This window comes from Neobacillus sedimentimangrovi (assembly GCF_010614825.1).
Lineage (GTDB): Bacteria > Bacillota > Bacilli > Bacillales > Cytobacillaceae > Neobacillus > Neobacillus thermocopriae.
Genome location: NZ_JAAFZF010000008.1, coordinates 47,048 through 68,231, shown reverse-complemented (window position 1 = coordinate 68,231; position 21,184 = coordinate 47,048). Strand labels below are relative to the sequence as shown.

Annotated in this window: 25 protein-coding genes; 11 read left to right on the top strand and 14 right to left on the bottom strand. The window is 39.5% G+C overall.

Going from position 1 to position 21,184, the window contains the following annotated elements:
- Nucleotides 1-42: 42 nt before the first annotated feature.
- From GZA11_RS05120 to mobA, 6 genes are all read right to left on the bottom strand, one after another.
- On the bottom strand, nucleotides 43-414 hold the full coding sequence (locus tag GZA11_RS05120; RefSeq protein WP_038537928.1) for a DUF423 domain-containing protein: 372 nt from the start codon (nucleotides 412-414) through the stop codon (nucleotides 43-45).
- Nucleotides 415-431: 17 nt separating this feature from the next.
- Nucleotides 432-737 carry a YwdI family protein gene (locus GZA11_RS05115; RefSeq protein ID WP_038537930.1) on the bottom strand — a complete coding sequence of 102 codons (306 nt, stop codon included), beginning with the start codon at nucleotides 735-737 and terminating at the stop codon, nucleotides 432-434.
- Between the two features lie 184 nt (nucleotides 738-921).
- On the bottom strand, nucleotides 922-1,941 hold the full coding sequence (locus tag GZA11_RS05110; RefSeq protein WP_163183144.1) for a thiazole biosynthesis adenylyltransferase ThiF: 1,020 nt from the start codon (nucleotides 1,939-1,941) through the stop codon (nucleotides 922-924).
- Nucleotides 1,942-2,123: 182 nt separating this feature from the next.
- Nucleotides 2,124-2,357 (bottom strand): molybdopterin converting factor subunit 1, encoded by a 234-nt coding sequence (gene moaD, locus GZA11_RS05105; protein ID WP_163183143.1) that lies wholly within the window; start codon nucleotides 2,355-2,357, stop codon nucleotides 2,124-2,126.
- Complete coding sequence (locus tag GZA11_RS05100; RefSeq protein WP_163183142.1) at nucleotides 2,350-2,817, bottom strand: molybdenum cofactor biosynthesis protein MoaE; 468 nt, start codon at nucleotides 2,815-2,817, stop codon at nucleotides 2,350-2,352. The genes moaD and GZA11_RS05100 overlap by 8 nt, the downstream gene beginning before the upstream one ends.
- A gap of 343 nt (nucleotides 2,818-3,160) precedes the next feature.
- Nucleotides 3,161-3,757 (bottom strand): molybdenum cofactor guanylyltransferase, encoded by a 597-nt coding sequence (gene mobA, locus GZA11_RS05095; RefSeq protein ID WP_163183141.1) that lies wholly within the window; start codon nucleotides 3,755-3,757, stop codon nucleotides 3,161-3,163.
- A gap of 218 nt (nucleotides 3,758-3,975) precedes the next feature.
- Between mobA and pdxK the strand changes: the two genes are divergently transcribed.
- The 3 genes from pdxK (at nucleotide 3,976) to bshB2 (ending at nucleotide 6,101) form a co-directional block, all read left to right on the top strand.
- The gene (pdxK, locus tag GZA11_RS05090) at nucleotides 3,976-4,812 is read left to right on the top strand and encodes a pyridoxine/pyridoxal/pyridoxamine kinase (RefSeq protein WP_163183140.1); all 837 of its coding nucleotides are present in this window, start codon (nucleotides 3,976-3,978) and stop codon (nucleotides 4,810-4,812) included.
- A gap of 185 nt (nucleotides 4,813-4,997) precedes the next feature.
- On the top strand, nucleotides 4,998-5,345 hold the full coding sequence (locus GZA11_RS05085) for a YojF family protein (protein ID WP_038537948.1): 348 nt from the start codon (nucleotides 4,998-5,000) through the stop codon (nucleotides 5,343-5,345).
- A gap of 84 nt (nucleotides 5,346-5,429) precedes the next feature.
- Nucleotides 5,430-6,101 carry a bacillithiol biosynthesis deacetylase BshB2 gene (gene bshB2 / locus GZA11_RS05080; protein ID WP_163183139.1) on the top strand — a complete coding sequence of 224 codons (672 nt, stop codon included), beginning with the start codon at nucleotides 5,430-5,432 and terminating at the stop codon, nucleotides 6,099-6,101.
- A 145-nt stretch (nucleotides 6,102-6,246) separates the two neighbouring features.
- On the opposite strand, the gene GZA11_RS05075 is transcribed toward bshB2, so the two are convergent.
- Nucleotides 6,247-7,635 carry an amino acid permease gene (locus GZA11_RS05075; protein ID WP_163183138.1) on the bottom strand — a complete coding sequence of 463 codons (1,389 nt, stop codon included), beginning with the start codon at nucleotides 7,633-7,635 and terminating at the stop codon, nucleotides 6,247-6,249.
- 603 nt (nucleotides 7,636-8,238) lie between these two features.
- On the opposite strand from GZA11_RS05075, the gene GZA11_RS05070 reads away from it, so the two are divergent.
- The 7 genes from GZA11_RS05070 to GZA11_RS05040 all read left to right on the top strand — a co-directional run bounded on the left by GZA11_RS05070 (nucleotide 8,239) and on the right by GZA11_RS05040 (nucleotide 14,910).
- Nucleotides 8,239-8,682 (top strand): cytochrome c family protein, encoded by a 444-nt coding sequence (locus GZA11_RS05070; RefSeq protein WP_163183137.1) that lies wholly within the window; start codon nucleotides 8,239-8,241, stop codon nucleotides 8,680-8,682.
- A 20-nt stretch (nucleotides 8,683-8,702) separates the two neighbouring features.
- Entirely contained in the window at nucleotides 8,703-10,571 is a 1,869-nt protein-coding gene (nosZ, locus tag GZA11_RS05065; RefSeq protein WP_038537957.1) for a Sec-dependent nitrous-oxide reductase, read from the top strand.
- 93 nt (nucleotides 10,572-10,664) lie between these two features.
- The gene (locus tag GZA11_RS05060; protein ID WP_163183136.1) at nucleotides 10,665-11,240 is read left to right on the top strand and encodes a hypothetical protein; all 576 of its coding nucleotides are present in this window, start codon (nucleotides 10,665-10,667) and stop codon (nucleotides 11,238-11,240) included.
- On the top strand, nucleotides 11,237-12,580 hold the full coding sequence (gene nosD / locus GZA11_RS05055; protein ID WP_163183135.1) for a nitrous oxide reductase family maturation protein NosD: 1,344 nt from the start codon (nucleotides 11,237-11,239) through the stop codon (nucleotides 12,578-12,580). The genes GZA11_RS05060 and nosD overlap by 4 nt, the downstream gene beginning before the upstream one ends.
- Nucleotides 12,537-13,334 carry an ABC transporter permease subunit gene (locus GZA11_RS05050; RefSeq protein WP_163183134.1) on the top strand — a complete coding sequence of 266 codons (798 nt, stop codon included), beginning with the start codon at nucleotides 12,537-12,539 and terminating at the stop codon, nucleotides 13,332-13,334. The genes nosD and GZA11_RS05050 overlap by 44 nt, the downstream gene beginning before the upstream one ends.
- A complete protein-coding gene (locus GZA11_RS05045; protein WP_038537964.1) occupies nucleotides 13,334-14,011 on the top strand; it encodes an ABC transporter ATP-binding protein in 678 nt (225 codons plus the stop codon). The genes GZA11_RS05050 and GZA11_RS05045 overlap by 1 nt, the downstream gene beginning before the upstream one ends.
- The gene (locus GZA11_RS05040; RefSeq protein WP_163183133.1) at nucleotides 14,008-14,910 is read left to right on the top strand and encodes a FixH family protein; all 903 of its coding nucleotides are present in this window, start codon (nucleotides 14,008-14,010) and stop codon (nucleotides 14,908-14,910) included. Before GZA11_RS05045 ends, GZA11_RS05040 begins: the two co-directional genes overlap by 4 nt.
- Nucleotides 14,911-15,180: 270 nt before the next feature.
- Here the strand turns inward: GZA11_RS05040 and GZA11_RS05035 are convergent, their stop codons facing one another.
- The 3 genes from GZA11_RS05035 to GZA11_RS16975 all read right to left on the bottom strand — a co-directional run bounded on the left by GZA11_RS05035 (nucleotide 15,181) and on the right by GZA11_RS16975 (nucleotide 16,701).
- On the bottom strand, nucleotides 15,181-16,035 hold the full coding sequence (locus GZA11_RS05035; RefSeq protein ID WP_163183132.1) for a Cof-type HAD-IIB family hydrolase: 855 nt from the start codon (nucleotides 16,033-16,035) through the stop codon (nucleotides 15,181-15,183).
- Between the two features lie 74 nt (nucleotides 16,036-16,109).
- Entirely contained in the window at nucleotides 16,110-16,586 is a 477-nt protein-coding gene (locus GZA11_RS05030) for a DNA alkylation repair protein (RefSeq protein ID WP_328822030.1), read from the bottom strand.
- A 40-nt stretch (nucleotides 16,587-16,626) separates the two neighbouring features.
- The gene (locus GZA11_RS16975) at nucleotides 16,627-16,701 is read right to left on the bottom strand and encodes a hypothetical protein (protein ID WP_328822031.1); all 75 of its coding nucleotides are present in this window, start codon (nucleotides 16,699-16,701) and stop codon (nucleotides 16,627-16,629) included.
- A gap of 163 nt (nucleotides 16,702-16,864) precedes the next feature.
- Between GZA11_RS16975 and GZA11_RS16450 the strand changes: the two genes are divergently transcribed.
- Nucleotides 16,865-17,020, top strand: a complete 156-nt coding sequence (locus tag GZA11_RS16450; protein WP_200878189.1) for a hypothetical protein — start codon at nucleotides 16,865-16,867, stop codon at nucleotides 17,018-17,020.
- A gap of 37 nt (nucleotides 17,021-17,057) precedes the next feature.
- Here GZA11_RS16450 and GZA11_RS05025 read toward each other — a convergent pair whose 3' ends face one another.
- From GZA11_RS05025 to GZA11_RS05010, 4 genes are all read right to left on the bottom strand, one after another.
- Complete coding sequence (locus tag GZA11_RS05025) at nucleotides 17,058-18,158, bottom strand: PRK06851 family protein (RefSeq protein WP_038537971.1); 1,101 nt, start codon at nucleotides 18,156-18,158, stop codon at nucleotides 17,058-17,060.
- Between the two features lie 583 nt (nucleotides 18,159-18,741).
- Nucleotides 18,742-19,449 carry an ABC transporter ATP-binding protein gene (locus GZA11_RS05020; RefSeq protein WP_163183131.1) on the bottom strand — a complete coding sequence of 236 codons (708 nt, stop codon included), beginning with the start codon at nucleotides 19,447-19,449 and terminating at the stop codon, nucleotides 18,742-18,744.
- A gap of 1 nt (nucleotide 19,450) precedes the next feature.
- Nucleotides 19,451-20,230 (bottom strand): ABC transporter ATP-binding protein, encoded by a 780-nt coding sequence (locus GZA11_RS05015; protein WP_038537977.1) that lies wholly within the window; start codon nucleotides 20,228-20,230, stop codon nucleotides 19,451-19,453.
- A complete protein-coding gene (locus GZA11_RS05010; RefSeq protein ID WP_163183130.1) occupies nucleotides 20,205-21,179 on the bottom strand; it encodes a branched-chain amino acid ABC transporter permease in 975 nt (324 codons plus the stop codon). Before GZA11_RS05010 ends, GZA11_RS05015 begins: the two co-directional genes overlap by 26 nt.
- Nucleotides 21,180-21,184 lie beyond the last annotated feature (5 nt).

Genomic DNA, 21,184 nt, shown 5'->3' with positions numbered 1-21,184 from the left:
GAAAACATCCTTTGGGGAGCATATCAACTCTCAATGCTTTTTTTATAGATTTTTCACTGCCCCTATCATCATCAGCACCCAGGCCGCCAAAAAGCAAACTCCTCCGATGGGTGTAATGGCACCAAGAGGACCAATTTTCGTTATGCTTAACAAGTACAAGCTGCCACTGAAAAAAATAATTCCAATTAGCATGAGCCATCCAGACCACGTAAACAAAGAGCTTGTCGCTGCCTTTCCGAGGAGTAGTGCAATGACCAATAATCCAGCGGCATGAAACATTTGGTATTGCACTCCTGTTTTCCAAATGTCTAAATAATAAGGTTCAAGCCTATCCTTTAATCCGTGTGCTCCAAAGGCGCCAAGAGCAACAGCTAAAAAGGCATTAACCGCACCAATGATAATAAAAGTTTTCATTCTTTCCTTCTCTCCTTTTAAAAATCAAACAGCGAATCACCGTTCGCACCGTCATCCATATCCAATTTTTTTGACTGTGAAATGGATGGCTGTTGTTGAAAAATAGGTTGGGAGATTGCTGCCTGATCCATTGACTGCTGCCGAACGGGTTGAGAAACCGTTTCTAGAAATTCGTTTCCTACCTGTTTTTCATCTAAAATTAATTCACATAATATTTTAATAGAGTGAATCCTCTCCCGCAAACTTTCCGTCTTTTGACTGGTTCTCGCCTGCTGCAATTCTTCTTCCATTTTCATTAATAGTTTTTGAACTGATATATTCACGATTCAAAACCTCGCTCTTTTGCTTCCGCTTGTAATCTACATGTATTCTGTTTTTTCAATGACAATCCTCGACTATTTTTTTCAATGTTCCACATGAAACATATCGAAAAATGTCATTTATGATAGAATTCAGCCGTTTTTCGACCCAAAAACCTGCACCATTTAGGTACGGGGTGGTCGAATATTATCCCAGTATTCGCTGGTAAATCGTTTTGGCATGAATCAGATCTTTTGTTCCATGAATGAGGGCACGCCCGTCTTGGAAAATTACCATCCTCTCACTACCCATTTCCACGGATAATAAATAAGGATTGCCCTTTACTTTATATCCAAGTGAAAGGAGTTGGGTAGCCAGTCTTTCCAATGAAATCTTTCCCAGGTTGGACGGTCGGATTTGAACAGTATCCCTCCCACATAAGACGGTCGATTTTGTCATATTTTCACGGTCTAAGTATGGGTATGTTCGATCCTCACCGCAAGACAAACAGCCTGCAAATTTCGCCTTTCCCATTTTTAAGCTGGTGTACTGATTCCTCCATAAATCAAAGCTGACAAACGAAGTCCGCACAGCCTCCCAATCCTCCACAAGTATTTTCAATGCTTCTGCTGTTTGATGAGAGATGACCATTTGGACGGTTGGGGAAATGATTCCACCCGTATCACAAGTCATTCCCTGCAGAGGAATAGTGCGTAATAGGCAATTTAAACAAGGGGTTTTGCCAGGAATAATTGAAAAACTCATCCCAAAACTACCTACACACGCTCCATAAATCCAAGGGACATTATATTTTTGGGAAATGTCGTTTATTACCATCCGTGTTTCAAAGTTATCCGTGGCATCAATCATAACATCAACGTCACTAATAAGCTCCTCTAGCACTTCCGGAGTAGCGTCATCAACTAATGCCCGAATCTCAACATCCGAATTAATAGCCCGTAGCCGTTTTTCCGCTGCCGCAGCCTTTGGCAACTTTTCGGAGACATCCTCTTCCGTATAAAGTTGTTGGCGCTGGAGGTTGCTCGATTCCACATAATCCCTGTCAATAATGGTTATTTTCCTAACTCCTGCACGAGTGAGGATTTCAGCATTTCCTGACCCCAAGGCTCCGGCACCTATGATCAACACATGCTTATTTCCAATTTTCTCTTGTCCTTCACGGCCGATTCCGGAGAAAAGAATCTGTCTGGAGTAGCGTTCGTTCATATTTTTTCTCCTTTCATATCAGAAAGCAAAAGCGCCTTGTTCAATCCAAAAGGGTTAGGCGCTGGAGCTGGAGCATTCTCAAATGCCAAACTTTGTAGATTAATCTATGGTTTCCCTCCGTTTGTGTATGTGCTTCCAATTTTTCAACAAGGTCGTTTTATTATTAAAATTTCCATTAACGATCAGCCCCCGCTGACTGGCGGAATAAAGGCAATCTCGTCTCCGTCTTGGATTACCTCATCATTAGAAGCAAATTCTTCATTAATTGCCGTCATTACCGTTTCCATTCGAGGCAGATGATATTTCTCCGTCAACTCTTCCTTTAACTCGCCGACGGTTTTCCCACTGGCATTGATCTCGATTAACTCCTTACCAACTGCATCACGTAGATGGGCAAAAAATAGCACTTTATTCATGTAAATCATCCTCCTCGGGCTTGCCGCTTGGATAGGCCTTCGTTTCAAGCTGGTTTCCTATCCATTCTTCGCCATCTTCCCAATGCTCTTTTTTCCAAATAGGAACAATTTCCTTAATCCGTTCAATGGCATAGCGATTCGCTTCATATGCATCGGCACGGTGAGGCGTTGATACTGCAATGACTACCGCTACATCCGTAATATCCAAACGCCCGACCCGATGAGTAATCGCCACCTTTGAGCCTTGCCAACGTTCCTCGATTTCACGACCAATCTGCTCGAGCTTTTTGACCGCCATTGATTCATAAGCTTCGTATACTAAAAATAGTGTTCTCTTTCCATGTGTTAATTCACGGACAGTACCGATAAACGTGGTAATCGCTCCTGCTTCGCGTTGGACCACCTTATCAATAACCTCTTGTATGTTGATTGGCTCCTTGGTAATTTCGAAAAACTTCAACTAATTCACCTCTTATTTCAATCCGTCATTAAAGGCAGTAGCTTAAAAAATTTCCTGATTCACTCCAAAAAGCTTCGTTATTAATTAATCCTATTCAGGCTGCCTATTAGCAAAACTGTACATAGTTCGTATTGGAAATGGATCCTGTACTATAAACCTATTTACATCCGTCTTCACACAATTTATATTATATTGCTTTGTCTTTCGATCAAGCAAATGAATGCCCGCTTTCCTCGCTTTTACGATTCCTTCGATATTGACACGTATGTAGGAACTTTTTCATTTCTGTCCGCTTCCACTTCAACGCAAGTTAATAAATGGCGTTGTCCCATTCCCACATTCTCTATTCTGTTTCAGCCCATTTCTTAGCTTTTTCATATTCTTCCGGACGGTTCATATTAAAAAAGATTCGATCCCAATCTTTTAGTCCAAAACTTTCAAGTTCTTTTTCTGTTACATACAATACATTTAATCTTTTAATTAAATCTTTCATCCGTAACTTTCCAGACTTAATACAGTTCTCCGCTTCATGTGCCACCGTTTTTTTGAAAACAGAAAATAATGGATGTTGATTGCCGTTAATGACAGGAATAACTGCATCATAATGAAAGCAACGTTTCACCATTTCCACAGCCAATTCTCCAGATAAAAACGGCATGTCACATGCTACAACGAGATTTACATCATAATCGGAATGCATTAAGCCTGCATGAAGTCCTGCCATCGGACCCATTTCAGGGAAATAATCACAAGTAGTGTTTAATTGTAAAAATGAATAATCTTCAGGATTATTTGTAACTAAAATGATTTCATTAAAATAAACTTTGAGCTTATCCCGAATTCTCTCAATATTGGTTTTCTCATTTATTCGCAGTAAGGCTTTATTCACACCCATTCTGCTTGATTTACCACCAGATAAAATAATAGCTGCTGCCTTCATCTCACTCGTCTCTTTCTTTATCACCGACCGCAAGATACTTGTACCAATAATACGGCCAAAGGCTTTTTTAAATGGATTGTATCCTTCATTTTATTATAGCCGCTGTTAACGCCGCAAATCTGTATTTTTCATCATATAATCATCAATTTCTATTATATTTTACAAAATGATTTATAATAAAAAGGAGATGTACTTGAACGAATTAGGAGGTATACATAATGACCATTAAAAAAGTAATGACGATAGCTGGTTCAGATACGAGCGGTGGTGCAGGAATTCAAGCAGATTTAAAGACATTTCAAGAGCTTGGGGTTTACGGCATGACAGCCTTAACGACGATTGTAACCATGGATCCGAAAAACCATTGGTCACATAGTGTTTTTCCAATTGAAGTTTCAACACTTGAAAAACAAATTGAAACCATCCTTTCTGTTGGAATTGATGCAATGAAAACAGGGATGCTCGGGACAGTTGAAATTATTGAATTAGCGGCTAAAACAATAGATGAAAACAAGTTAGAACGCGTTGTCGTTGACCCTGTTATGGTATGTAAAGGGGAAGATGAAGTGTTAAATCCAGAAACAGCTGATGCCATGCGTGAGCTTCTACTCCCTCGTGCCCTAGTTGTTACACCAAATCTATTTGAAGCAGGACAGCTTGCTGGGATAAAAACACCAAAAACTGTAGAGGAAATGAAGGATGCTGCTGTAAAAATCCATACTTTAGGAGCAAAATACGTCCTTATTAAAGGTGGAAGCAAACTTCAAGTGGAGGATAAAGCCATTGACCTCCTTTATGATGGAAAAGAATTTAGAATTTACGAATCACATAAATACAATACTACTTATACTCACGGAGCAGGCTGCACGTATTCTTCAGCCGTTACAGCCGAACTAGCAAAAGGAAAGTCTGTCTATGAAGCGGTTGAAGTGGCGAAGGAGTTTATTGCTGCAGCCATTGAACAGGGCTTCCGACTAAATGAATATGTAGGTCCGACATGGCACGGCGCTTACCGCAGCTCTAAATCGAAAACAGAGTATTGCGTAGATTGCTAAGCTGTGTTGCTCAAAAGAGCCAAACAATTATGTTTGGCTCTTTTTTATTGGCCTCATGGTATTTAAGTGGTTCCATTCACTTCAATAGGCAGGGATTTCGCATTTTCTTCCTATTTTTAGTATGATAATTACAATATTAAGTATTAATAAAGCACCGTTTCAATAAGGGAAAGGAGGATTTGGTTATGGAGTTCGTGGATGTAAAACGCGTTCAGGATCTCATTAATCATTTTGCCAATAAAGATGTTTATATTCACCTGGAAACTACCAATGGGGCCTATGCATCCCATTATGATCAATCCTTTTTTTCAGCAGGAGCCTACATCCGCAATGCCCAAGTCCGTTATGAATTAGGGAAAATTACTGGAAATGGGCCTTACCGTGTCGGCTTAAAAATGAATATTGGTTGGATTTATGCAGAGGGAATTACTCACTTTGAAATTGATGAGTTAGGCCGCCTGCTTCTTGCCGGCCACGACCATAAAGGGAAGCTAGCCGTAGCTTTAGAAATCAGTCCAACTCCGTTTGAATAGAAAATACGAAACACCCTTTTGTGAAAATTGGATGGAGACTAGCCAATCCATTTACAAAGCTCTAAGCAGAAAGGAGTATTCACAATGGAAAAAGAACGCCATGTCCTCGTTGTCTTTCCCCACCCAGATGATGAAGCCTTTGGGGTATCAGGAACGATTGCCACCTACATCAAAAACGGAACGCCGGTTACCTATGCTTGTCTAACCTTAGGAGAGATGGGACGCAATATGGGGAATCCACCGTTTACAAACAGAGAAAATCTCCCCAAAATTAGAAAACAAGAATTACAAGAAGCGGCACGCATTTTAGGTATCCAAGATCTTCGAATGATGGGATACCGGGATAAAACGATTGAATTTGAAGATGAAGAGAAGCTGACAAATACAATATCGTCATTAATTGATGAATTGAACCCGTCCCTGATCATTACTTTTTATCCCGGTTATTCTGTCCATCCCGACCATGACGCCACCGGTGCAGCGGTCGTCCGTGCCGTCGAAAAGTTACCAGCCGCCGCACGGCCAAAATTACACTGTGTCGCCTTCTCCAATGACTGTGTCGAAAAACTAGGTGAAGCCGATATCATCCGCGACATTAGCCCTGTTTTCGAGACCAAACTGGCTGCTATCAAAGCGCACCGCTCCCAAACCGAGCAAATGTTGGCCGACATGTCCGAAAAACTTAAAAACCAAGATCCTCAAGTTCTGGCCTGGATCAACTACGAACGGTTTTGGACCTATAAGTTTTCGAAGTAACAAAAAAGGACCATTTATTAAAACTTTCATCAATTAAAGAAAAAGAAAGATTTACACAAAAAAAGGTGAATTTGAGTACCCTCAAATTCACCTTGCTTATTAGTTAAATCTATCATGCTTGTTTATCACTCAAATAGACAGGATTTTAGCCTACTTTTCTCTCTGTTACTTGAAGATTTTCTGGTATACGCTTGTTAATTCCAAATGCATAATAGCTAATCACCACAAGTGCAAGGAACACCATACCTGCAATTAGTGAGATACGAGTGTCATCATTAACCCACATACCAACTAGCACTGCAACTAGATAAGCAATTGTCAGATAGTTAGTAACAGGCGCCAAAGGCATTTTGAATGGATGGCTGGCCATTTTATCAGCATGAACTTTTCTGAAATTGATATGGCTGATTAAGATAACAAACCATGGAACCATACCTGGAAGAACACTTGCAGAATAAACGTAAACAAACAGTTTTTCCGGTGCAATATAACTTAGAAATACGCCGACACCAAGACCGATTAATACGCCAAGTGTACCAAATAAAGGCACTCCACTCTTTGTAATTTTTGCAAAGGCTTTTGGAGCTTGACCATTTACTCCAAGTGTATAAAGCATGCGCCCAGCACTATAAATACCACTGTTACATCCAGACATCGCAGCCGTAATTACAACAAAGTTAATAATTCCAGCAGCTGCTGTAATACCTATTTTTGCAAAGGTTGCTACGAACGGGCTTCCAATGGAAGATAATTGATCCCAAGGATAAACGGTAACAATTACAAAAATTGCACCAATATAGAAAACAAGGATACGCCAAACTGTACTTTGAATCGCAGTTCTTAATGTTTTCTGAGGATCTTTCGCTTCACCAGCTGTAATCCCTATTAGCTCCACACCTTGATAAGAACCTACAACAAGTGCTAGAGCAAATAAGAATCCTTTCACTCCACCTGCAAAGAAACCGCCATGTTCCCAAAGGTTTGATAAGCCGATCGCTTCTCCTCCATTTCCAATACCGAAGAAGATCAGACCAAAACCAGCTACAATCATTAATATAATTGTTACAACTTTAATCATTGCAAACCAAAATTCAAATTCACCAAAAGACTTAACAGATATAAAGTTTGCTGCACCCAAAATAATCATTGCGATGAGTCCTGGAATCCATGCAGGAAGATTTGGATACCAATACTGCATATATTCGCCGATCGCAATCACTTCTGCCATACCTACAACTACCCACTGGAACCAGTTACTCCATGCAGTCATATATCCTGCGAGTGGATGGATATACTTATAACCAAATGTAGCAAATGATCCTGTACTTGGTTCCAAATAGAGCATTTCACCCATAGCACGCATAATCATATATAAGAAAAGTCCTGTAATGGCATATGCGAGCATAACGGATGGTCCCGTCCAACTTATCGTGCTAGAAGAACCCATAAAAAGACCAACGCCAATGGTTCCGCCTAATGCAATCATTTGAATATGACGTGAACCTAAACCTCTTTGCAGTTCTTTGTTTGCCAATTTATTTCCCCCTCTGCATTGTCATCAAATGGAAACGCTTGCAAATATAAATAAAAAAATTATTAAAATCCTTCCCCATATAGTATGATTTAAAATGCTAAAACTAATGTTGATAAGCTTCATCTAAAGAAGAAGGGATTCGATTTATATTTTATAACTATATTAAAATACCGTCAATATTTTTCTGATAAAATGATTTTTCTAATTTTTTTGTAAATAATACCAACTTGTTCCAATAGTTTGCCTGACTTCATATATGCAATACTACGAATTATAACACAATACTTCACCACTTTAAAGTGAGTTTCCCCTTTTACTGGCTCCATTTTCCCACCAGCTTTTCCTTCTCATCTTAAATGAAATTCTCACTTTTTTCACGTTTATTACCTTTTTTAATTGATAATTTACTCTCCATTTGCACTACCAAAAATTAGCCATATTCACAAAAAGTTCAATTTTTTTAAACGGCATGATTTTAACCCTTGAGCTCCTCCCTTCACAAAACGTTCAAAATCCCATCAATATCCGTGATGAACATCACTAATAAAAAAATTTCCAAAGATTAACATCAAATTGTTCAATTGAAAAAGGAGGAGGGCAAACATGAATAAAGCCATTATTAGCTTTGTACTGAGTGCCTTGCTTGGCTTTGGCCTGGGATACCTTGTCTTTGGCGTCATCATGGATACCAACGACAATGACGCGAAAATTACCCAGGCAGATCATCAAGAATCAACTACAGTCAAAGAAAGCACTGAGCCAAAAGAGGAAGCCTCTGTAGCAACTCCTGAAAGTGACAATATTCTCAATCAAAAGGGATGCTTGAGCTGCCATTCCGTTGATTCACTAGGTTTAAAAGGTGGTACAACAGGCCCTGATCTCTCTAAAGCCTATGAAAATGTAGAAGGAAAGCATGGCAAGCCTATTGAGGAATTCTTAAAAGAACCTACATCTGCTGTTATGTCAAGTGTTATAAGCGGCAACCCGTTAACCGATGACGAACGCGTGAAAGTCATCGAGTTGCTCAAGAAAGCCTCAGAAAATTGATTGTTAAGGGGTGTAAATGAATGAAAAAATGGGTTCCTATCACATCCGGTTTATTAGCTGGGTTTTTAGCAGCAACCATCTCCTTCGGCAACTTTTCCTCTCGCTCGGAGAATAAAACCGTTTCAGGCAGTACGAAGAGTGATGCGGAAAAAGTTTATGTACCATTTGGAAAACAAGATGAATACTACTTATTTGCATCTGGTGGCCATTCCGGACAAATGTTTATTTACGGAGTGCCATCCATGCGGCATATTCGTACCGTACCTGTCTTTTCACCGGATTCTGCAACTGGTTACGGCTTTGACGAGCATTCTAAGAAAATGATGGGTGATTATACGTGGGGTGACCTTCATCACCCGGCATTTTCTGAAACGAATGGAGACTATGATGGCAAATATATGTTTGCAACCGATGTTGGAAACAGCCGTGCAGCCGTTATGGATCTAAAAACCTTTACTGTTAAAGACATTATTAATGTTCCAAATACAAGTGGTCCGCACTGTGCAGCCTTTGTTACAGAGAACACAGAGTACTTGTTCCTACCAACCCGCTTTTCCGTTCCCTTAGGATCCAAGTACGAACCACTTGATGATTATAGCAAAAAATATCGAGGAGTCATGTCAGCGGTTACATTCGATGAGAAAAATACAAAGCTGAACATTGAATATCAAGTTGCCCTACCACCTTGGTCCTATGACCTTTCTGATGCCGGTAAAAAAGTGTCCGCTGATTGGGCCGTGATGACCACCTATAATACGGAAGAAGCGACAACGAATCTGGAAATTAACGCCTCACAAGCTGACCGTGACTATATTGTTCTTTTTAATTGGAAGGAACTAGCGAAAATGGTTAAGAACGGACAGTATGAAGAAGTTGATGGTCAAAAAATGATTTTTCCGGAAAAGCATAAAGGAGGCATTTATTTAGTACCAGTCGCAAAATCACCGCACGGCGTGGACGTTACTCCTGACGGTAAGTACTTCATCGCATCTGGTAAATTGGCTCCCGCGTTAACGGTATTCTCATTTGAAAAAGCATTTAAGGCCATTGAACAAAAAGAATTTGCTGGAGACCGTAATGGCATACCCATTCTAAAATACGAATCGGTTATGGAACGCGAAGTCAATCCTGAAAATGCACTTGGACCACTCCATACGCAATTTGATGACCAAGGCATGGCTTATACAACGATGTTTATTTCTTCTGAAGTCGTGAAGTGGGATCCTAAGACCGGAAAAACATTAGATCGCGTGCCTGTACAATATTCTCCTGGTCACTCTGTTGCGGCTGAAGGAGACACCGTATCTCCAGATGGGAAATGGCTTGTAGCATTAAATAAAATTGCAAAAGATAGCTACTTGTCTGTCGGACCTTCTCATCCTGAATCGATGCAATTAATTGATATTAGTGGCAAGATGAAGGTCATCCAATCTGTTCCAGTCAATCCTGAGCCACATTATGCACAAATGATTAAGGCCAACAAAATTAAAACAATTGAAGTGTATGAAAAAGACGAGAAAAACCAAGATGCCATTTACAAACAAGATCAGGCTAAAATCGTTCGCAACGGTAATAAGGTCGATGTATACGGTATTGCAATGCGCTCCAAATTTATCTTTGATGTCAAATCAAAACGTCCAGACGTCATCGAAGTGAATGAGGGCGACGAGGTCACCATCCATTTGACCAATATCGATTTCGATGAAGATATAACTCATGGTTTTGCAATCAACAGCTATAACCTGAATATCGAAGTGCAGCCAGGTCAAACCAATACCGTCAAATTTAAAGCAGATAAAGCAGGTACATTCCCTATATACTGTACCAACTTCTGTTCTGCCTTGCACCAAGAAATGACGGGTTACTTCCTAGTAAAACCAAAACAATAAACAACTGGCGCAGTTCCCATCCCCCAGTGTATGAACAAGATGGGAACTGCCCTTTTCCATTTGGAATTTTTTACTATAAGAGGAGTGGTAAACTTGAACGCCCGCAACAAAGAATTGTCTAGTGTCTCTTCCATTATCATTGTAGTTTCAGGTATTTTACTTGTCGTCTCCATCTTTTTGCCGTGGTGGAAAATGATTTTTTTTGCACCACAATATCCGGAAGGTCTGAATATCATTGTTTATCCTTATAAACTCGAAGGAGAAATCGATATCGTTAACGGCCTGAACCATTACATCGGAATGGCCAATTTTAGTGAAGAAACCTTTCCCGAATTAACCTATTTGCCTTATATTGTCGGCGGATACGCCTTCCTAACAATAATAACCGCCATTCTCAGGAAAAAATTCTTTCTTTACGGATTAATCTGCTTATATGTTTTAGGTGGTGCATTAGGGGTCTGGGATCTCCGAAAAGCCCTTCGCCAGTTCGGTACGAATCTAAGCCCCACAGCACCCATTAAGATTGATCCGTTTATTCCGCCTATTATTGGGGAAAACACCGTTGCCAATTTTGTAACAAATAGTGTACTTGGACTAGGGGCCTATCTTCTCATTGTCGCTTTTATTCTATTACTCATTCCGTTATGGAAGGATCGAAAGACAAAATGAAAAAAATCTCGCTCCTATTAATCTTTTTCTCTCTTATCTTGATGAGCAATCCAGAGGAATATGTAGCCTCTAATCACCTACAGTCACTTATCGACTCCATGAAAGAAGGAGCAGTATTGAAGTTGGGAAACAAGACGTATGAGGGCAATATCGTCATTAATAAAAGACTTACTATTATTGGTTCAAAACATACGGTCATTAAAGGGGACGGGACCGGCAATGTCATTTCCATCAAAGCACCGGGAGTAAGACTTCGTCATCTTACTGTCATTCATGGTGGCAAGAATCGTAATACAGCTGAAGAGTATGCGGCCATCAAAATTTATACAGATCATAATGTCATTGAACATGTGAAAATCCGTGACTCCTATCATGGTATTTACTTGAGCCAGGCCCATAATAATACGATTCAATACAATGACATTAAAGGGATGGGCAAGGGGGAAATTGCTGCTCAAGGTAACGGACTGCACATTTATTATGCTAACAACAATCTACTTGCCCACAACAAGATCGAGGGCACACGCGATGGCATGTTCTTTGACTATGCGAACCGAAACAAAAGCTATGATAACCATATCAGACATACAAGATATGGCTTGCACTATATGTATTCTGATGAAAATATTTTTAAACGCAATATATTTACTATGAATCAAGGCGGGGCAGCCATCATGAACTCGAATCGCCTAAAACTGAAGGACAACCAATTTCTCATCAATTATGGCAATCAATCTTTTGGGCTTCTACTATTGCAGGCAAATGAAAATAACATTGAAAACAATATGTTTTATATGAACCAGAGAGGCATGTATATTGATCAGTCCACCAAAAATATCATCAAAAACAACAAGATTATTGAAAATGAGATTGGCATTGAGCTTTGGTCCAGTTCCAATGAACAAATTTTTACATCGAATAGAATCTATGAAAATACAATTCCTGCAGCCGTTATCGGCGGTAAAGGAGAAAGCAATTCTTGGAGCAAAGACGGCAAAGGCAATGATTGGGGCACTTTCTTCCCTCTCACTGACCTTGACCAAAACGGTATCGGAGATTTTCCAATAACATACTATTCTTCACTCCATCATCTGTTAGAGAAGCAGGAATTAACCAATCTATTTTTAAAAAGCCCTGCCATTACCATCTATGAAAAAATTAATGCTGCTTTAAATGACAATGAGGTTATGTTCAAAGATCCACATCCACTTGTACAGACAAAAAGGAACCACTCATTCATCCTGGTTGCTGTCCTTAATTTGTTGGCTGTGATTCTCATAAAGGAGAGATATCCATATGCATTACATTTGGAAAGAATGGAAGGAAAACATAAGAGGTAAAGGACTGTGGCTGTCAGTAAGCATTATTATACTGATCTCTCTCATTATCCTGATCCGCTTCGCCACCCATCCCCTTGATCATGGGTTCTATATTCTACTAATCAATTTGTTTGATACAATTGTTTATTTTATTCCGATTTTGTGCTTGTTTATTGGCGCATTCTCAATTTTTCAAGAAAAAGAACAGAAAACCTTAATAATGTTGCTAACAAAAAAAGAACATTACGCCAGTTTTTTAGCAAAAAAAAGTCTTGGGCTTAGTGTGGTCGTTCTTTTGCCGCTTTTAACCTGGTTTTTCTTGTATCTCCTTTTATTGAAATTTCAGTTCCAGCTTGACATTAAAAGTTATCTGATTTTTATTTTAAGCATTCTTTTGATGTCAGTGTTGTTTTTGCAAGTGGGTGCAGCAATCGGCAGCTTTAGTCGCTCAAGGATGCAAATTATCGGCCATACAATTTTTATTTGGTTTTACTTTTTCTTTTTACACGATTTTATACTACTATCTTTATTACCAGATATTACTCATGAAAATGTAAAAGTTTTTTCCACTTTCTACTTTTTAAATCCATTGCAGGCAATACGGATATTTTTAGAAACGGGCATGGAAGTTTATTCGTTTAGCCATATGTCAAGGCTCCTACAGGAATTTATGTGGACAGAACCCTCAGCCTTCCTAGTTGGTAATTTTGTATTCTGGATGGTCGGATCGTTTGCCGGTGCAGTATTCTTTAACAGGAAGGATGTTTATGAGTGATGATTAAAGTGGAAAAGTTAAGTCAATCTTTCGGAAGAAAGCAAGTGTTGAACGCTGTTGACCTTCACATCGACCATCGTGAAATCTGTGCCCTCGTTGGCCGCAATGGAGCCGGAAAATCTACGTTTATCCAAAGCTTGGTTGGACTTTTGCCGGTAAAACAAGGCTCAATTACCATCAATGGGGCGTTCGTTTCTAATAAGACCCATCACTGGAAAAAAGTCATTTCGTATTTGCCAGAAAAATTTATGCTATATCCCAATTTGACTGGATTAGAAAATGTAACTTTTTTTGCTGAGACTATTTCAAAAATAGCTGATACCGAAAGAATGAAGCAGGTGCTCATGACCGTACGTTTATGGGATGACCGTAACATGCAGGTCAAACATTATTCCAAAGGCATGCTTCAACGGCTCGGACTTGCAATCACTCTTTACCAAAATTCAGATATTCTCATTCTCGATGAACCAACGAGCGGGATTGACCCGATGGGCAGAAAAGAAATTTTAGAAGTGTTAAAATCTCTACAAAATAAAACCATTTTACTTTCCTCCCATCACATAGACGAAATAAAACAAATTTGCACTCATGTTGCTTATCTAAATGATGGTAAAATAAAGAAATATAAAGTAGGAGAATTTTTAGATAAGTACTGCCTAGGAGGTATGGAAGTATGAAAAAACGGACGGTGTTGGCTTTACTGCTTGTCATGGCACTCATGACGGCCTGTAGTTCAGGTTCTGAATATCACATTAAAGTGACGAAAGATGTCTATTTCGAAGCTGGAAAAACCTCTACTATTGAGATTAAAGTAACAGAAGATAGGAAAGCGGTAGAAGGGTTAACAATTAAAGCCTTATTATCAATGAAAAATATGGCCCATGGAACAAGTGAGGTCAAATTCACAGATAAAGGAAATGGAATTTACTCCGGTGAGGCGGACTTATCCATGAGCGGAAAATACGAAGCAGTATTTATAGTAGAAAAGAATGGTAAAAAAACTGAAAAAATAATTGAAATAGAAGTGAAGAAGGCGGAAGGTGTAGCCAAAATTAACGGAGAATGGATTACCAAAGAAGAGATCAATTTTTATAAGTTGATTAATCAGCTACAATTGGAAATGAACCGTGAGACAGCCCGAAAAAATTACTCAGGAGAGAAATTGAAAGAAGAATTGGCCTACTTAGATTCCCAAAAAACTAATATTGAAGATCAAAACCAATTGTTAACCCAAATCATCCGCCTTCGTTCCATGGCGGTACTTGCCGAAGAGAAAGGACACACGGCAACAAACGAAGAAGTAGAAGAAGCGATTAAGAAAGTGCGCGGCCAATATTCCCAGTTCGAGTCCGCCTCGAACATGATTAAAGAATATGGAGAAGAAAAATTTTGGGCAACAGAACGTGAACACTATAAAATGATCGTCCTATCTCAAAAAATCCAAAAAGACCTAATCGACAAAATTAAAAAAGAAAACCCTTCCTATGGGGAACAAGAAATCTACTATCAGGCCCAAAAACAATACGAAGAACTCCTCATCTCCCAAGTCAACACCTTAGAAATCGAGATCTTATGATCTTACAAATAAAAGGAAAATGGTACCTAACACCTTTTTCCTTTTTATTGCAAGATGTGTAAATTTATTTTTTGACTTTGGGAATAAACTAGCACACGCCCTTGGCAGTGAGATGACTTTTCTATCCACTTTAGAATCTCCGACTCTACGTGATTTCCTTTCATTCATTTGGAGCGTTTCCGTCCATAAAGCCGCCTGAAAGTAACAAAATCAATAAGAAAAAATGAAACCTCTCAAACGTTAATAATCTAGGCTAATACCTCGCCAATCTTATAAAACTTCTAAAATAGCCTTGCCCACTCCACTTTCGTCATTTGTATCCGTAACCCAATCACAAAGTGACTTAATTCCAGGACTTGCATTCCCCATTGCTACCGCCCGACCGGCTTTTTCGAACATAGATACATCATTGAAATTATCGCCTATTGCCATCGTTTCAGACAGGGAAATATCTCTTGCATTCACAAACGCCTCTAAGGCAATTCCTTTTTGGGCATTTCGATGAGTGATTTCAATATTTTCAACGCCTGATTTCGTCACATTCAGATCTTCTAATTTTTTTAGTGATTCGCTTGCAGCTTTCAATTTGTCCATGTCAAAGGAAAATGCCAGAAACTTATAGATTCGAAATTCATCATTTTTAAAAAGAGTTTCATAATCATCTATAGGATGAACTAAACCATCCCTCCGTCTGGCTTCTGCTTTTTGTCTAACAAATTCAGGATCGGCCTCAGGATTGGCGGTAACAACAATGTCCACAAGTATCGAAACGGCCTTTTCAAGATCGACCGAGTAGGTCCCTTTATCCGTATAGACTTCAAAGTAAATATCCATTTCCTCCAGTTTTGCCGCTACCTCACGAGCCACCTGCTTGCTAATTGGGGTTGCAGAAATTACCTCACCCTCTTTAGAACGCACTTCTGCACCATTGACACAAATAATCGGACAAGTTATTCCCTTTTTGTTAAGGACATAAGTTGCCTCCTGATAAGACCTGCCAGTAGCTACGACAACCTCAACCCCAGCTTTCTGTGCCTTTAAAATAGCCGCTTTATTCTCCTCACTAATTTGCTGCATTGAATTTAATAATGTTCCATCCATATCGGTTGCTATACATTTAATCATGTTGTCACCTTCCGTTCTTTTTTCTATAGTTGCCATTGTATCACGAGTAATTGGAGATTTTCACCAAATCCGTTTCAAACAGATAGATACTTACTACCCTCTCTGACACTAAGCGGAGCCAATTTCTGATGATCTATAAATCGTTGAACCGAGTCTGGATTTGTTTTTGAGTATTCTCTCAATGCCCATCCAATTGCTTTTTGAATAAAAAATTCCTTGCTGTCCGCATTTTGCCGTATGTATTGATAAAGCAGTTCTTCATTCGTATTTTCTTTATATTTTAATTGAAATAAAATAGCGGCACGCCTTAGCCACATATGGTTACTAATTGCCCATCCACTAATGGTTTCTTCAATGACCTCAGGATACTTGCTGGCGATGGCACCGACAGCTTTTGGCCCCAGCACATCCACCGTATCCCACCAGGATTTGCTCATAATAAGCCGTTCGATAAATGGCAAATCCTCCTTAATTAATTTTTTCAGTGATTTTTCAATATAATCTAATGCAGCATATTGAAATTCCCGTTCATCCAGTTTCCACACCTCCATAACAAATTCCTGGTTAAACGGTTCTTTCAATATTCCTGTTTCACGAAAAAAACTGCTTTTCTATTTCCCGTCTTTTTTGAGACTTTATCCCAAAGAACTTAAAATGATTCTTCATATATTTTTCCATATGAAAGGCATTTTGCTCATTGCGATTTTCTTCAAACATTTTTCTTAACGTGAGAATATAAGATTCCACATTAATCTCCTCCAATTTTTGGATACATAAAACTATCGTACCATGTCAAACTAACATTATTCCAATGTAAAGGAGAAGAAAAATGACAAAAAAATATAATAGAGGCAGTCATAATCAAAATTCACCTCGTGCTAGTCAAGCGGAAGCAGAATTTGCCACTGAATTCGTCAGCGGTGACAACAGTAAAGGGAATAAGCATAATAAAGATCAACAAAGTAAAACAAATCCACAAAAATAAAAGTGCCGGGAAATCTATTTTCCCCGGCACTTTTAAGTTAGTGGTCTGCTTTTTCTAGCATTTGGATTTCTTTTGTAATTTCCTCTTGAATCTTTTCGACTACTGAGAAATCCATAGCTGAAACATAGATGGCTTCAAGCTCATCATGAAGTTCTTTAGCTCTGGCTAGATAGCTAGTAGCTTCTAACATTTTATTTTTATATTTATCGGAAATCTTACCTATTATATCGGCAAAAATCTCATCCGTACCAGGCTCAATTAATAATTCATACATATCAATAATTTCATCACCATCACGGCTCGGGAAGTATTCATGTGGGGCAGTACTATCAAAAATGGCAATGCCTAGCTCTCTAAAAATACACATATCCAAGCTGTTAGGATCAAACCCACAATGGTATATTTCCACGTCAATTCCACGCTCTTCAGCAGCGGCAGCCAATTTTTTAAGCATGGTCGACTTTCCAGAGCCTGGGCGTCCCTTTATAAAATAGCGCTTTGGAATCTCTTCTGTTAAGTTTGGGACAAAATCAACCGCACCTTTCGGAGTGGCTGCCCCTAGGAACCGATGACGGACATCTGCTTTCTTATTAAGCTTCATTTTCCCAAAAAATGATTCGATTAACTTATTCGTCAATTGATCCGCTTTTTGAAAATCCATGCTGTTAATATAAATTTTTTCCCAATCATCATGTATATCTAATGCTTCTTTAAAGGTTGCATAAGCATTAGTAAATGCCTCGCTAATTTGGTTAGTCAACTTTTCAATTTCATTTTTGTGAGCAGCGAGAACTTTCGCATCCCATGCTTCTCCCAAATTAATGTATTCTTCTACCGCTCCAGGCATTTTCGGTTCGATAACATGAGGGGCCGTTCCATCTACCACACCCACTTTTAAAGCACGAATAATTACACCATCAATGGATTGATTATCGGAAGAACAATGAAGGAATTCCACATCATAACCTTTTTCAAGCCATTCATAACCAATCTTCTTCATAAGAGAAGATTTTCCCGTCCCTGGTCCACCTTTTAAAATAAATAAGCGCTCTAGTCCTTGAAGGTTGGAGTCGTATAGGCTGTGGAATCCCCTTGCTGTATTACCGCCGGCAAAATAATTTTTCACTTTCCCTGCCATTTTCAACACTCCTTTTAAACAACTGACCTTATAAATCGTATTTCTGAAGGCTAGCTTCACTGGTGATAAATGTAAAGAGGATTAACACTACATCTTATGCTTCTATGAAATATAGGTGAATGCCCAGGGAAAAAAAGGGTTGAATAATAGAAAAGTGGAAGCTCCCTGGTTAGCGGCGTATGACCTGGAGGCTCTCCAACTGAGATATAGGAAACACGATGAGACGGAGCGAATCGATGTTGACTTATCATAGGGCGGAGACCGAAGGGCACTAGACGCTAGGGAGCTGGAACTAGACAGTTCTCAAACTCGAATATACGCTTTCTTATCTTACTCGAAAAGTGGAAGCTCCCTGTTCAGCGGCGTATGACCTCCTCCCAAAAGCTATTGCTTTCGGTCGTACGTTCCAAACATGAAGAAACGGAGGCTATCAATGGGCTATTGAGAAGAATATTTACTTCTATCACAATAAAAATATAAAGAAACGTAAAACGGCCTTAGTCCCATTGTATAAAAGACTAAAGCCGCTAAAATCATTTTTTAATTCTACTGTCTACTTAACACAGGCAGTTCAGCCTCTTGATTAATGACCGCCAAGGTAAGCTTTTCTAATTTGATCGCTTTGCCCCAGCTCCGAAGCTCTTCCAGAAGCAACGATTTTGCCCGTTTCAATTACATACGCACGATCTGCAATGGATAAAGCCATATTAGCGTTTTGCTCCACTAATAAAATCGTCGTGCCAGTTTTATTGATCTCCTCAATAATTTGGAAGATAGTTTTTACTAACAGTGGGGCAAGCCCCATAGAAGGCTCGTCTAGAAGGAGAAGCCTTGGTCGTGCCATTAGCGCTCTACCCATCGCTAGCATCTGTTGCTCACCGCCTGAGAGCGTTCCAGATAATTGCTTTCGGCGTTCGTGAAGACGCGGAAATAGCTGAAACACCTTTTCGAAATCTTCACGAATGCCTTGTTTATCTTTACGTAAATAGGCACCCAATTCGAGATTCTCTTCCACAGACATATTGGCGAAAACACGACGACCTTCAGGCACATGGGAAATTCCTTTTTTTACAATTAATTGCGGAACTTTTCCAGCAAGGTGTTCGTTTTCAAATAAAATCTCGCCGCTTTTCGGCTTTAATAAACCGGAAAGTGTTTTTAATAGTGTGCTTTTTCCGGCACCATTTGCTCCGATCAATGTGACAATTTCCCCTTGATGGATCTCTAGCGAAACTCCCTTCAATGCATGAATATTTCCATAATAAACATTAATATCATTCACCTTTAACATGTTAAGAGACCTCCTCGCCGAGATATGCTTCGATGACTTTTGGATTATTTCTGATTTGCTCGGGGGTTCCCTCTGCTATTAATTGTCCATGGTCAAGCACATAAATGCGTTCACACACACCCATGACGAGATTCATATCATGCTCGATTAATAGAATGGTTAACTCGAACTTTTCCCGAATTAATGCAATCAAATTCATTAAGTCCTCTGTTTCCTGCGGATTCATCCCTGCTGCTGGCTCATCAAGGAGTAATAATTTTGGTTTTGCCGCCAGCGCCCGGGCAATCTCCAGACGTCGCTGCTGCCCATACGGTAAATTTTTCGCCTTTTCATGGCGGACATGATCTAGTTTAAAAATTTTTAAAAACTCAATGGCCTTTTCTTCCATTTCCATTTCTCCTTTAAAGTGAGAAGGGAAACGAAAAATGGAGCTGAGGATAGAATGCTTTGCCAATGAGTGATAGGCTACCTTTACATTATCCAAAACAGTCATATCACTAAATAGTCGGATGTTTTGGAATGTGCGGCTGATCCCTTTCTTCGTAATTTTATAGGGGGCTAGCCCGTTTAATTTTTCGCCAACTAATGAAATGCTACCCTCTGTTGGGACATATACACCGGTTAACAAGTTAAAAAAAGTCGTTTTTCCGGCACCATTCGGACCGATTAAGCCTGCTAATTCTCCTTGCCGGAGCTCAAGGGTGACCCCAGAAACAGCTTTTAGCCCTCCAAATCTGATTCCAGCATTTTCTACTTTAAGCAACGGTTTGCCTGCTGCCATCTTGAGACCCCCCTTTAGCGGCTTTGCTCATTTTTAAGAATGTAGTAATTTCTTTTGTTCCCATCAAGCCTTGTGGACGGAATAACATCATCACAATCAGTACAAGGCTATAAATAACCATTCGCAATTCTGGGTAATTGGCGAGGAATGCCGAGATAATTGTTAATAAAACGGCAGCAATTACCGAGCCAGACATGCTTCCCAATCCACCAAGCACTACCAAAATTAAAATATCAAATGACTTCAAAAAGCCGAAGTTTGTCGGTTGAATAATATAGAAGTTATGAGCGTGAAGTCCACCGGCTACTCCAGCAAAAAAAGCACCAATGACAAACGCCATTACTTTATAATAAGTGGTGTTAATACCCATCGCATCTGCGGCAATTTCATTCTCCCTAATCGAGAGGCACGCCCGTCCATGGGTAGAGTTTGTAAAGTTGACGATGACGATAATCGTGGCAAGAACACAACCAAACAACCACGGCCATGTAATCAAGTGAGACACGGTCATCCCACTGGCGCCGCCCACATATTCAATATTTAAAAATAAAATTCTCATAATTTCTCCAAACCCTAAGGTGGCAATCGCGAGGTAATCACCTCTCAGCCTTAGAGTTGGAATTCCAATAATGATTCCAGCAATCGCGGCAACGACCCCGCCAGCCAATAAAGCCACAGGGAATGGTAAACCTAATTTCATGGTAATAATCGCCGATACATAGGCTCCGACAGCAAGAAACCCAGCATGTCCAATGGAAAACTGTCCGGTAATACCAATCACTAAATGTAGGCTAACGGCAAGAATGATATTAATACCAATTGTGTACAACGTGTTCACATAAAAGGGATTTAGGATTCCCCCATTAATAAGAAATTGCATGACCACAAAAAATATTGCGGCTAAAACGATAGTGAACCAAAAACCTTTTGCCTGTTTAAATACATTCATCGTTC